This is a genomic window from uncultured Nitrosomonas sp. (assembly GCF_902826915.1).
Lineage (GTDB): Bacteria > Pseudomonadota > Gammaproteobacteria > Burkholderiales > Nitrosomonadaceae > Nitrosomonas.
This window is the reverse complement of sequence record NZ_CADEGP010000078.1, coordinates 1-12088: the sequence shown is the minus strand read 5'-3', so window position 1 is coordinate 12088 and position 12088 is coordinate 1. Positions and strand designations below refer to the sequence as shown.

Sequence of the window (12088 nt, the reverse complement as noted above, 5' to 3'; positions counted from 1 at the left end):
GATCAAAAACAGCAGGTCGCTTGATTCTCATACACCAGATTTGACTATAGCTCCCCTGGATGACAACCAGACCTTGTCTGGCTACTGATAAATCACAAATTAGTCATGTGGTATACGATAGTGCATGGGAAAAAGTTGTGGCGGATCTTTGTGAGAAAGCTCCACAAGTGGTGGCGTGGGCTAAAAATGATCACTTGGATTTTGTCATTCGCTATTTATGGCGCGGTTCTTCACGCAATTTTGTGCCGGATTATCTGATCCGGCTAAATAATGGCAAAACACTGGTGCTGGAAGTCAAAGGCGTGGACAACGAGCAAAACAAAGTCAAGCGTGCAGCAATGGCAATCTGGATCAAAACAGTGAATGAGCAGGGCGGTTTTGGTCAGTGGTGCTTTGATGTGGTGTTTGAGCCTTCAAGAACGCGGGATGTGTTGCTCACGCATGCGGGTATTGACGCTTTAGCGTGAGAGCACTCATCTAAAAAACGAGTTCATACTGAGTTGGCAGCAAGTAATCACGAAAAGCTCCTCAGACTTTACTATCCAGCCCATTCTCGGCCAGTTCTGCCGCGCGCAGAATGGCTTTGGCTTTATTCTGCGTTTCTATCCATTCGTTTTGAGGAATTGAATCAGCAACGATGCCCGCACCTGCCTGCACGTGCAGTTGGCCATCCTTGATCACGGCGGTGCGAATCGCAATGGCCAGATCCATGTCGCCGTTAAAGCCAAGATAGCCGACTGCTCCGGCGTATACGCCGCGTTTGGAGACTTCCAGTTCGTCAATGATTTCCATCGCGCGCACTTTGGGTGCGCCGCTTACAGTGCCGGCCGGGAATGTGGCGCGCAGCACGTCAATCGCGCTGAGTTCCGGTTTTAGTTTGCCATCCACATTGGATACGATGTGCATGACATGGGAATAATTTTCAATTTGCATTTTTTCCGTGACTTTGACGGTTCCGGTTTGCGCCACTCGACCGATGTCATTGCGTCCCAGATCCATCAACATGACGTGTTCGGCTATTTCTTTCGGGTCGGCTAGCAGATCGGCAGCCAATGCGGCGTCTTCCTGGGGAGTTTTGCCACGCGGACGGGTGCCGGCAATCGGGCGCACAGTGACCGTGTCGCCTTCCAGGCGCACCAATATTTCAGGCGACGCGCCGACGACATGAAAATCATCAAAATGGTAGAAGAACATGTAGGGGGAAGGGTTGAGGCTGCGCAGTGCGCGATAGAGCGCCAGCGGCGATGCGGTGTAGGGTTTGCTGGTGCGTTGCGATAACACTACTTGCATGATATCGCCATCATAAATATAGCGCTTGGCCCGCTCAACAGCGGCTTTGAACGCTGCTTCAGGAAATTCCGCAACCACAGCGCCGGAAGTAACGCCTTGTTCAGTTGGAATCGTTGCCGGCTGGCGTAACTTTGCCAGCAGGACCTTGAGCCGCTGACGTCCGGTTTGATATGCGTTTTCCTGCGCCGGATCGGCATAAACAATCAGATAGAGTTTGCCGGAGAGGTTGTCTACCACGGCCAGTTCTTCCGACAGTAACAACAAGATATCCGGTGTATTCAAGCTATCCGGCTTGGTGTGGCCTTTCAGCTTATGCTCGATGTAGCGCACAGTGTCGTATGAGAAGTAGCCAGCCAGGCCGCCACAGAAGCGGGAATTTCCGGCCGGGCATGGAGCGGCTTTAAATCGCGCCAGATAGGATTCGATATAAGCCAGGGTGTCGCTAACCGTGACGGTTTCGACTGCGTCGTGATTTATTATGGTGATCGTGTCTTCGTGCACCACCATGCGCGTTGTTGCCGGTAGCCCGATAATCGAAAACCGACCAAAACGCTCGCCGCCCTGCACCGATTCCAATAAATAGGAATAGGGTTGGTTGGCCAGCTTCAGGTAAATCGATAAAGGAGTATCAAGATCCGCATAAGTTTCCAGAACTATGGGAATACGATTGTATCCCTGCTGCGCGAGCTGATTGAATTCGGCTTCGGTCATTCTTGTTTTTAAGCGACTTTCTTAACCAGTTTTGATGCATCCAGCAGCGTCTCAACAATTGCGTCGCAATCCAGCTCGTATACATCGCGCCCCTCATTGTAACCATAGGGTACACAGAATACAGGGCAACCGGCTGCTCGGGCGGCAATTGCGTCATTCAATGAATCGCCGATCAACAGCACTTCATGCGGCTGCGCATCGAAGTGCTTGCAAATATGAATGAGCGGCATGGGGTCCGGCTTTTTCTTGGGGAGGCTATCGCCTGACAGAACGATCTCAAATTTTTCAAATAATCCTGTCGCATGCAGCAGCGGTATGGTGAATGCTTCAGCTTTGTTAGTGATGCAGGCCAATTTATAGCCAGCTTGCTGCAAGGCTTGTATGCCCTCGACAACGCCAGGATAGGGGCGCGTATTTACACTCAAATTGTTGGCGTAATGCTGTTCGTAAATCGGCAATGCTTTGGCAAACAAAGCGGCATCGGGTTCTGCATCCAGTTGCCCGGTTAATGTGCGTTTCACCAGTTTTTGTATGCCTTTCCCGATATAGGAACGAATCGTTGCTGTCGATTGTTCTGGCATGCCTAGATCCTTCAGCATCAGGTTTGCGGATAAGGCGAGGTCTTCAGCGGTATCGAGCAATGTGCCGTCCAGATCAATCATGATGACCTTGATCGCTATTGGAGATGTTATTTTTTTAGCTGAAGCTGTGTTGCCAGAAGAGATAGGATTCATTGGGATAGTGGAAAGCGATATTTTCGTAAAGTTGTGGTTGATTAAGCTTTGGCTAATTCAGCCCGGAATGCAGCAACGACGCTGTCATATCGATGTGGATCAAAGTCATTGCGAGCCTGATAAATCGCAGAACCAGCGACGAAAGTATCGGCACCGGCACGAGCGATTTCGGCAATGTTGTCCACTTTCACGCCACCGTCGATTTCCAGCATAATGTCTTTGCCACTCGCATCGATAAGCTTTCTGACAGCGCGTAGTTTGTTCAGTGCTTCAGGTATGAATTTCTGTCCGCCAAACCCTGGATTGACCGACATGATCAAAATCAGATCCAGTTTGTCGAGCACGTGATCCAAATAGTGCAATGATGTGGCAGGATTAAACACTAATCCTGCTTTGCAGCCTTGTTCTTTAATTAATCCGATGGTGCGATCAATGTGATTTGAGGCTTCTGGATGAAATGAAATGATATTGGCGCCAGCCTTGGCAAAATCAGGAATAATGCGATCTACAGGCTGTACCATCAGATGCACGTCGATAATTGCATCAGTGACTGGGCGAAGAGCTTCGCAAACCAAGGGGCCAATAGTTAGATTGGGGACATAATGATTGTCCATTACATCAAAATGAATAATATCTGCGCCTGAGTCAATCACATCGGTGACTTCTTGACCCAGTTGGGCGAAATTAGCAGAAAGAATGCTGGGTGCTAGACGGTACATGGAAAAAACCTCTCAATATTCAAATCCGTTATTTTACCGCAAATGACAAGTTGCGCGTAAAAGAGTGATTGTTAATGGATAATATTTCCGATAATCATACAGCTGTTTCTTGGTAAACTACTGTTGAAAACGTAAAACAATTTGGAACAAAAAGATGACCGAAGAGAAGAAGTATGAAATTGATATCAATGTTCGTACCATATATTTGCCCGATCAATCGGATGAAGAATCGGATCGGCATGTGTTTGCTTATACCATTACCATTGCGAATAAGGGGGCAGTGGCAACTCAGCTTATCAGCAGGCATTGGATTATCGATAACGGTGATGGCACTATTCAGGAAGTACGCGGGTTGGGCGTTGTGGGCGAACAGCCGTTGCTCAAGCCGGGGGATAGCTTTGAATACACCAGTGGAACGGTGATTTCTACTTCAGTTGGATCGATGAAAGGAAGCTACCAGATGGCGGCTGAAGATGGTTTTCATTTTGATGTGGCCATACCGGAGTTTATCCTGAGTGTTCCCAGAACGTTGCATTAGTGTGGCTGACTTTAGTTCTGGTGTTATGTGTCATGCTTTAAAGCTTTCATCATTTCAATGACAGGTAAGCTCTATTTGATTCCGGCGCCAATCAGTCAAACCGATATCGCTTGGGTGTTGCCGGTGGCAGTGCAACAATGTGTTGCGGAAATTTCTCATTTTATCGTTGAGCACCCTAAGACGGCGAGGCAATTTCTGAAACAGTTGCATTGCAAATGTCCTCTGCAGGAATTAAATATGCAGACCCTGAATGAGCATACGCAGGCAAAAGATTTGTTGTCTTTGCTGGATCCAATTTTGGCTGGGCATGATGTGGGCTTGCTGTCCGAAGCAGGTTGCCCGGCAGTGGCGGATCCTGGAGCCGGGCTCATCAGACTGGCGCATAAAAAAAATATTCCTGTCGTGCCCTTGGTCGGGCCATCATCCATATTACTGGCGCTGATGGCATCAGGCTTAAACGGGCAACGATTTGCCTTTCATGGTTATTTGCCGGTTGAGAGCACAGCTAGGGCGAGTAAAATATTAGAACTGGAAAAAATATCGATCAATCTGAAGCAAACGCAGATCTTCATTGAAACCCCCTACCGTAACCAGAAATTACTTGAGCAACTCGTCAAAGTGTGCAATGACAATACCGACTTGTGCGTTGCAACCGATCTGACATTTGTTCGTGAAATGATTGCAACTAAATCGATCAAAGAATGGCGACGTTCTCTGCCAGACATCAATAAAATACCGGCAATTTTTTTATTGCAGGGATAGCTGATTTCAGTATGGGCGTTACCCGGTAATCTGAGTGATTATTGATCAGGATGCTTTTTCTGAATAAATTCTATTTTGTAGCCGTCGGGATCTTCGATAAATGCAATGACTGTCGTGCCATGCTTCATCGGGCCAGCTTCACGGGTTACTTTGCCACCCATTTTCTGGGTATTCTCGCAGGCTTGATAAGCATCCTCAACCTCTATAGCAATATGACCAAAACCTTCGCCCAGGTTGTAAGAAGGTGTATCCCAATTGTGCGTCAGTTCCAGTACGGTACCATTAGCTTCATCCTGGTAACCTACAAAAGCGAGAGTGAATTTGCCATCCGGGTAATCTTTGCGGCGGAGTAATTTCATTTTTAAAACTTGCGTATAAAACGCCAGTGATTGTTCGAGATTTCCGACCCGAAGCATTGTATGTAGGATACGCATTTAAATTTTTACCATTTCAAAATCTTCTTTACGTGCGCCGCATTCCGGGCAGGTCCAATTGATTGGCACATCTTCCCAGCGCGTACCCGGTTCAATGCCTTCATCTGGAGAGCCCAAGGCTTCATCATAGATGTAGCCGCAAATTAAGCACATATAACGATTATATTGACCATTCTCTTCGGTAGGCATGATAGATAGCAGTGTCCTTTTAGGTTAAAATGACATTTTACGGTATTAATGCATGTTACAGCCACCCCCAATCGTACTTTCTTTTTCTGCCAATGACCCTAGTGGCGGGGCAGGTCTGCAGGCGGATATGTTGACTATCGCCAGTTTAGGTTGTCATCCATTGTCCGTCATGACGGCTATAACTGTCCAGGATACAGCAGGCGTCGATGAAGTAATGCCGCTGGATTCCGAATGGGTTGTAGACCAAGCGCGAGCCGTGTTGGAAGACATGCCGGTTCATGCGTTTAAGATTGGTTTGCTGGGCAGCGTTGAAATTATTGCTGCTATCGCGGAAGTTATTTCTGATTATCCCCATATCCCTTTAGTGATGGATCCCATATTAACCTCCGGACGCGGGGATGAGCTGGCTAACGAAGAAATGATTGATGCGATGCGTGATTTATTGTTGCCGCAGGTTACGATATTAACGCCCAATAGTTTGGAAGCAAGACATCTAGCACAGCTGGATAGCGATGGTAATGAAAGCAGATTGGATTTGAATGTTTGTGCGCATCGATTGTTGGATATGGGATGTGGATATGTATTGATAACCGGCACGCACGAGAATACAGCGAAAGTGACGAATACCTTGTTTGACGTTGATGGCATTGTGCGATCAGATCAATGGGAGCGGCTTGAGCATACTTATCATGGTTCGGGTTGTACGCTGGCATCGGCGATCGCCGCATCGTTGGCCAACGGGTTATCCATTAGCGAAAGTGTTTTAGAAGCGCAGGATTACACTTGGCATACACTGCAAGCCGGATTTCGTCCCGGTATGGGGCAATATATTCCCAACCGGCTCTTCTGGGTTAAAGATATTGCAGATAGTGAAGACGAAAATGTCAATACGGTCGTTGAAAAGCCAGAGAATTAGGGGGTTGTATGCGATAACTCCGGATTCTGAGGATACCCATGATCTGCTGGATAAGACGCAGCAAGCTCTGGTCGGTGGGGCGCGATGTATTCAATATCGCAATAAATCAGCGGATAACGTTTTACGTAAAAAGCAAGCCAGCTTATTGCTGCAGTTATGCAGCAAGTATGAAACTCCTCTGATTATCAACGACCATATTGATCTTGCAATAGAGATTGGTGCGGACGGAGTGCATTTGGGCCGGAGCGATATATCGATATCCGATGCGAGAAAATTGCTGAAGCAAGGCAAAATTGTTGGCGCATCGTGTTATAACAATCTCAACCTTGCGCTTGAAGCAGGAGAACAGGGTGTTGATTATGTCGCCTTTGGTGCTTTTTTTCCTTCAGTGACCAAACCGGATGCGACACCGGTTTCGATGAGTCTGATCAATCAAGTAAGACAAACGATAACGACGTCAATTGTCGGGATTGGCGGCATCCAGTTGACCAATGCTGCAATGGTGATTGATAGTGGTTGTGATGCTATTGCCGTTTGCAGCGATTTGTATCAGGCTAAAAATATTAAGCTTAGGGCAGTGCAATACGCGCAATTATTTACACAAAATCTGTAATACATTTTAATCCGGGTTATCTTTATCAATTCTTTTTATGAGTAACTAAATGACTTCACGTAATCATCAATTATTTGAACAATCTCAGCAATATATTCCCGGCGGCGTTAATTCTCCCGTTCGTGCGTTTAAATCGGTGGGTGGTGAGCCGGTTTTTTTTCAGCGCGGCGAAGGTGCCTATTTCTGGGATGCAGACGGTAAATCGTACATCGATTATGTCGGCTCATGGGGTCCTTTGATTTTGGGTCATGCGCATCCGGAAGTCATTAAGGCGGTTCAGGCTGCGGCACAGAATGGCTTAACTTTTGGCGCGCCTACTGAAGCGGAGCTGGAAATCGCACAATTGATTTGTCAATTGGTTCCATCCATTGAGCAGGTGCGATTAGTGAGCTCCGGCACCGAAGCAGGCATGAGCGTCATCCGCCTGGCGCGGGGATTTACTGGCAGAAGTAAAATCATTAAATTTGAAGGTTGCTACCATGGTCACGATGACTCCTTGCTAGTTAAAGCGGGTTCGGGTGCATTAACCTTCGGTAATCCTAGTTCCGCCGGAGTGCCGGCGGAAACAGCCGGTCATACGATTGTTCTAGACTACAACGATATAGCGGGCATTGAAGCCGCATTCGACCAATGGGGCAAAGAAATCGCTGCGGTGATTGTCGAGCCGGTTGCTGGCAATATGAATCTGATAGCACCACAAGCTGATTTTCTGACCAAGCTTCGGACATTGTGCACGCAAAGCGGCAGTGTACTAATATTTGATGAAGTGATGACGGGGTTTCGTGTCGGGCTGGGGGGTGCGCAAGGGTTGTACCAGATCAAACCTGATCTGACTACATTGGGCAAAGTCATCGGTGGTGGCATGCCGATGGCGGCATTTGGCGGGCGTCGCGATATCATGCAGTGCCTGGCGCCACTGGGTCCGGTTTATCAGGCGGGCACTTTGTCGGGTAATCCGGTAGCCGTTGCGGCGGGATTGGCTACGTTAAAGTTGATTCAAGTGCCTGGTTTTTACGATAAATTATCCAACAGAACGAAGCAATTGGTCGGTGGTGTTGCCTCTATAGCTAAAAATCATGGGATTGATTTTTGTGCGCAGTCTATTGGCGGTATGTTTGGATTGTATTTTAATAAAAATATTCCCGGCAGCTTTACCGAGGTGATGCAATGCGACAAATCAGCTTTTAATCGATTCTTTCATGCCATGCTGGAGGAAGGTATTTATTTTGCGCCTTCGGCTTTTGAAGCGGGTTTTGTGTCGTCTGCGCATGGAGATAATGAATTGGATAAGACGCTGTTAGCGGCAGAAAAGATTTTCGGGCATTGGTAGTTCAGTTTGTTGTTAATAACGGATGCGAAGTGAAAATAAAAAAGGTGGCACTCGCCACCTTTTTTATTTTTTAATTGGAACACTACTCAGCGCATAGTAGAAATGTAAGCCGAAACGGCGCGCTTTTCCAGAGGATTCATGCGGGTAAGCACTTGCTGCATGACATTATTATCATCGCTGCCTCGCTCGGCTTTGTTAAACAGCTCCAGCTGCATCATCGTATATTCTGCATGTTGTCCGGCTATTGCAGGGTAATGAGGTGGGATACCGGCACCCGTGGGTCCGTGACAGCTAGCGCAGGCAGGAATTTCGTCACTGAGGTTTCCGCCGTGATAAAGAATTTTGCCTGCCTCAACTAATTTCTCATCGGCTGCTATTTGGCTTGTGGTGGTTTTTTGTTTGGCATAATACGCGCCAAGCGCTTTCATATCTTCCTCGGATAGCGTTGCTACCATGGCGGACATAACAGGGCTATTGCGTTTAGGCGACTCATCGCCGGTTGCTTTAAAATCCATCAGCTGCTTGGTGATATACTCGGCATGCTGGCCGGCCAGGATAGGATTCATCGGAATAACGCTGTTACCATCTGCATTATGGCAACCAGCGCATACACCCGCTGCAATTTCTTCAACTGTGGCAGGTGCAGCCGGAGCATCAGCAGAAGCGACTGGAGCATCAGCCGGAGCAGCGTCTTCTGTGGTTTCAGCCGAAATTGGCATAACCATGGCAAATGCTGCGAGCATTATCGTCATTTTAATCATTTTCATATTTCTTATTCCGTTTTTTAAAGGTCTTTCAAAAGTTGCCAGACATGTTCGAAAAATAGCAGCGTATTTTAACAAGGCATAACCACGTTAACAACAAAATTAAGCTGATCTTTGTTAATTATAATATTTTATTTTTCAATGAAAATAATCTTTATTATTTTACTGTTAGTGAATATAGCCTATGTGATAGGCAGTCAGCTCTTTTCTGAAGAGCAAAATGGACTCATGCCGACCCAAGTGAATCCTGAAAAAATAGTATTAGTTTCAGCGCATGAAAATTGCTTGATCTGGAGTGATTTTTACGAAGAGCAAATACAATATGCCCTGACAGTTTTATCGGAATTATTCCCTGATCTGCTTTATAGCCTGGAGGAATCAGGTAGTACTACTATGTTTTGGTTATATATTTCACCATTCCCGAATAAAGAAGCTGCCAATCGTGAAATTAACAAATTAAGAAATCTTGGTGTTGTTAGTTTTCGTGTCAAAGATGAAACGCAATGGAAGAATGCAGTTTCTTTGGGTATGTTTTATGACCAAAAAGATGCGTTGAAGCAGTTAAGAGAGACCGAGAAAAAAGGTGTTTCCAATGCTAAGATAGAAGATCGTAGTGTTTTGCTAAGAAAAATAATCATTCATAATCCGACGCAAACGATCAAGGAGCAGATGCAAAAATTAGTTGAGCAATTTGATGACACGCAATTAGTTCAAGGCAAGTGTGAGCGTTTATAATATACCCAGCAAGAATTAATGATATTTCAGAATTTATCACTCAATAATCAAATAATTTAATAATGACGGTACTGATAAAAACACCGCAAGAAATAGAAAAAATGCGCGTTGCAGGACGACTGGCAGCGGAAGTGCTTGACTACATCACGCCTCATGTCGTGGCAGGTGTTGCCACTGAGGAGCTGGATACGCTGTGTCATCATTATATGGTCGATGTGCAAAAAACAATCCCTGCGCCCTTGAATTACGCGCCTGCAGGGCATACGCCTTATCCCAAATCGATTTGTACGTCAGTGAATAATCAGATTTGTCACGGTGTTCCCGGGCAAAAAAAGTTAAAGAACGGAGATATTATTAATATTGATATTACCGTGATTTATGAGGGATATCATGGGGACACCAGCCGGATGTTTTACGTTGGAGAGCCGTCTATACAAGCGAAGCGTTTATGTGAGGTTACTTTTGAAACGATGTGGCGAGGTATCGATGAAATAAAGCCGGGTAAGCATCTGGGCGATATTGGGCATGCCATTCAAAAACTGGCGGAAGGCGTGGGATATAGTGTGGTCAGGGAATTTTGTGGGCATGGAATTGGCGCCAATTTCCATGAAAACCCCCAGGTGCTTCACTATGGCCGGCCCGGAACCGGAATGGAATTAAAGCCTGGCATGATCTTTACGGTAGAGCCGATGATTAATGCGGGTAAAGCGGCGATTCGCCATCTGCCCGATGGCTGGACCGTTACCACCAAGGATGGCAGCTTATCAGCACAATGGGAACATACCATTTTGGTGACCGCAGAGGGTTATGACGTTTTAACCGTATCAGCGGGCACTCCGAGTAAACCCGCTTATCGTTTTTCTAACTAGGTTCTCATTTGGGATAAAATTCCAGCCATGATACGAAGCCATCAACGCGCACCGGCGCAAATCCGTCCGGTCAGAATCATTCGTCATTACACCAAGCACGCCGATGGTTCGGTATTGATCGAGTTCGGTGACACCAAAGTGATCTGTACCGCCAGTATCAGCGAGCAGGTTCCTCCTTTTCTCAAAGGCCGGGCGCAAGGCTGGCTGACTGCCGAATACGGTATGCTGCCCGCCTCGACGAATACCCGGATGCAGCGAGAAGCGGCAAAAGGCAAGCAATCGGGGCGCACTATGGAAATTCAGCGCCTGATTGGACGTTCGTTGCGTGCCGTGGTGGATCTAAAAAAATTGGGAGAGCGCACCATTCAAATTGATTGTGACGTGATCCAGGCCGATGGCGGCACGCGCACGGCCAGTATCACCGGGGCGTTTGTAGCGCTGCACGATGCGGTCGAGAAATTGATTTATCAGCAACTCATTGAAACCTCGCCGATCACGGATCATGTTGCGGCGATTTCAGCTGGCGTTCATCAAGGCGTGCCAATGCTGGATCTGGATTATGCTGAAGATTCCTCGTGTGATACGGATATGAATGTGGTGATGACCGGAAATCTGGGCATCGTCGAAGTGCAAGGCACTGCGGAAGGAAACGCTTTCAGCCGCAAAGAGCTGGATACGATGCTGGATATGGCGCAACAGGGTATCCAGGAACTGATTGCGCTGCAGAGAGAAGTTTTGCTGGCGAAATAATCGGCAATTATGAATACACTGAAGCAGCTGGTGATCGCAAGCAACAATCAGGGCAAGTTGCGTGAAATTAGCGCATTACTGGAGCCGTTGGCCATTGCAGTGGTGCCGCAAGCTGATTTTAATGCGGGCGAAGTGGATGAACCCTACGGCACGTTTGTCGAAAACGCATTGGTCAAAGCGCGTCATGCCAGCCATTGCTCCGGGTTGCCCGCGCTGGCGGATGATTCGGGGATTTGCGTCAGTGCGTTAAATGGCGCACCCGGTGTTTCTTCGGCACGCTATGCCGGAGAGCCGAAATCTGACGAACGCAATAACCTGAAATTGATCGAAACGCTGAAAAATCAATCCGATCGGCGTGCTTATTATTATTGCGTGATCGTGCTGCTGCGCCATGCCGATGATCCGCAGCCGATCATCGTCGACGGATCGTGGCACGGTGAAATTATCGATCATCCAAGAGGTGAGGGCGGATTCGGTTACGACCCGTATTTTTTTGTGCCGGATTTCGGCAAAACTGCAGCGGAATTAACCGCAGAACAAAAAAACCGTATCAGCCATCGTGGCCAAGCGCTAGCGCACTTGGTGGAAATTTTACGTGCTGGGGAATTTTGAATAACTATTATCTTACAAAATTTTCTTGATTCCGCAGAGTAATTCCTTGCAAAAACAAAATTCTTAGTTAGAGCTTACTCAGAAATTCAGCAATCAGATATGCACTGCTAAATAAGAATCCC

At 47.1% G+C, this 12088-nt stretch carries 16 protein-coding genes; 10 read left to right on the top strand and 6 right to left on the bottom strand.

Going from position 1 to position 12088, the window contains the following annotated elements; genetic code table 11:
• Positions 1-59 precede the first annotated feature (59 nt).
• Positions 60-467: a hypothetical protein gene (locus QZV86_RS11930; RefSeq protein WP_295628405.1), complete on the top strand. Its 408-nt coding sequence runs from the start codon at positions 60-62 to the stop codon at positions 465-467.
• Between the two features lie 61 nt (positions 468-528).
• On the opposite strand, the gene trpE is transcribed toward QZV86_RS11930, so the two are convergent.
• Genes trpE through rpe form a run of 3 tightly spaced genes read right to left on the bottom strand, consistent with a single transcriptional unit; the run spans position 529 to position 3454 of the window.
• Complete coding sequence (gene trpE / locus QZV86_RS11925) at positions 529-2001, bottom strand: anthranilate synthase component I (RefSeq protein WP_295628403.1); 1473 nt, start codon at positions 1999-2001, stop codon at positions 529-531.
• A gap of 8 nt (positions 2002-2009) precedes the next feature.
• Positions 2010-2735, bottom strand: coding sequence for a phosphoglycolate phosphatase (locus QZV86_RS11920; RefSeq protein WP_295628401.1), 726 nt, complete (start codon positions 2733-2735; stop codon positions 2010-2012).
• 41 nt (positions 2736-2776) lie between these two features.
• Positions 2777-3454: a ribulose-phosphate 3-epimerase gene (gene rpe, locus QZV86_RS11915; protein WP_295628399.1), complete on the bottom strand. Its 678-nt coding sequence runs from the start codon at positions 3452-3454 to the stop codon at positions 2777-2779.
• Positions 3455-3608: 154 nt separating this feature from the next.
• On the opposite strand from rpe, the gene apaG reads away from it, so the two are divergent.
• The gene (gene apaG / locus QZV86_RS11910; RefSeq protein WP_295628397.1) at positions 3609-3992 is read left to right on the top strand and encodes a Co2+/Mg2+ efflux protein ApaG; all 384 of its coding nucleotides are present in this window, start codon (positions 3609-3611) and stop codon (positions 3990-3992) included.
• 57 nt (positions 3993-4049) lie between these two features.
• On the top strand, positions 4050-4754 hold the full coding sequence (locus tag QZV86_RS11905; protein ID WP_295628395.1) for an SAM-dependent methyltransferase: 705 nt from the start codon (positions 4050-4052) through the stop codon (positions 4752-4754).
• A 38-nt stretch (positions 4755-4792) separates the two neighbouring features.
• Here QZV86_RS11905 and gloA read toward each other — a convergent pair whose 3' ends face one another.
• Together gloA and QZV86_RS11895 are read right to left on the bottom strand one after the other, a co-directional pair.
• On the bottom strand, positions 4793-5188 hold the full coding sequence (gene gloA, locus QZV86_RS11900) for a lactoylglutathione lyase (RefSeq protein WP_295628393.1): 396 nt from the start codon (positions 5186-5188) through the stop codon (positions 4793-4795).
• A complete protein-coding gene (locus tag QZV86_RS11895) occupies positions 5189-5377 on the bottom strand; it encodes a rubredoxin (protein ID WP_292920032.1) in 189 nt (62 codons plus the stop codon).
• A 52-nt stretch (positions 5378-5429) separates the two neighbouring features.
• Here QZV86_RS11895 and QZV86_RS11890 point away from each other — a divergent pair, with 52 nt between their 5' ends.
• The 3 genes from QZV86_RS11890 to hemL are packed head-to-tail and all read left to right on the top strand — an operon-like array spanning position 5430 to position 8236.
• On the top strand, positions 5430-6293 hold the full coding sequence (locus QZV86_RS11890) for a hydroxymethylpyrimidine/phosphomethylpyrimidine kinase (protein ID WP_295628391.1): 864 nt from the start codon (positions 5430-5432) through the stop codon (positions 6291-6293).
• Positions 6259-6906 (top strand): thiamine phosphate synthase, encoded by a 648-nt coding sequence (gene thiE, locus QZV86_RS11885; RefSeq protein ID WP_295628389.1) that lies wholly within the window; start codon positions 6259-6261, stop codon positions 6904-6906. The genes QZV86_RS11890 and thiE overlap by 35 nt, the downstream gene beginning before the upstream one ends.
• A 49-nt stretch (positions 6907-6955) precedes the next feature.
• Positions 6956-8236 carry a glutamate-1-semialdehyde 2,1-aminomutase gene (gene hemL, locus QZV86_RS11880; RefSeq protein WP_295628387.1) on the top strand — a complete coding sequence of 427 codons (1281 nt, stop codon included), beginning with the start codon at positions 6956-6958 and terminating at the stop codon, positions 8234-8236.
• A gap of 86 nt (positions 8237-8322) precedes the next feature.
• Here the strand turns inward: hemL and QZV86_RS11875 are convergent, their stop codons facing one another.
• Positions 8323-9003: a c-type cytochrome gene (locus QZV86_RS11875; RefSeq protein WP_295628385.1), complete on the bottom strand. Its 681-nt coding sequence runs from the start codon at positions 9001-9003 to the stop codon at positions 8323-8325.
• A 138-nt stretch (positions 9004-9141) separates the two neighbouring features.
• On the opposite strand from QZV86_RS11875, the gene QZV86_RS11870 reads away from it, so the two are divergent.
• From QZV86_RS11870 to rdgB, 4 genes are all read left to right on the top strand, one after another.
• The gene (locus tag QZV86_RS11870; protein ID WP_295628383.1) at positions 9142-9735 is read left to right on the top strand and encodes an SPOR domain-containing protein; all 594 of its coding nucleotides are present in this window, start codon (positions 9142-9144) and stop codon (positions 9733-9735) included.
• A 62-nt stretch (positions 9736-9797) separates the two neighbouring features.
• A complete protein-coding gene (gene map / locus QZV86_RS11865; RefSeq protein WP_295628381.1) occupies positions 9798-10604 on the top strand; it encodes a type I methionyl aminopeptidase in 807 nt (268 codons plus the stop codon).
• Positions 10605-10631: 27 nt separating this feature from the next.
• On the top strand, positions 10632-11354 hold the full coding sequence (rph, locus tag QZV86_RS11860; protein WP_295628379.1) for a ribonuclease PH: 723 nt from the start codon (positions 10632-10634) through the stop codon (positions 11352-11354).
• 9 nt (positions 11355-11363) lie between these two features.
• Entirely contained in the window at positions 11364-11966 is a 603-nt protein-coding gene (gene rdgB / locus QZV86_RS11855; protein ID WP_295628377.1) for an RdgB/HAM1 family non-canonical purine NTP pyrophosphatase, read from the top strand.
• Positions 11967-12088: the final 122 nt, after the last annotated feature.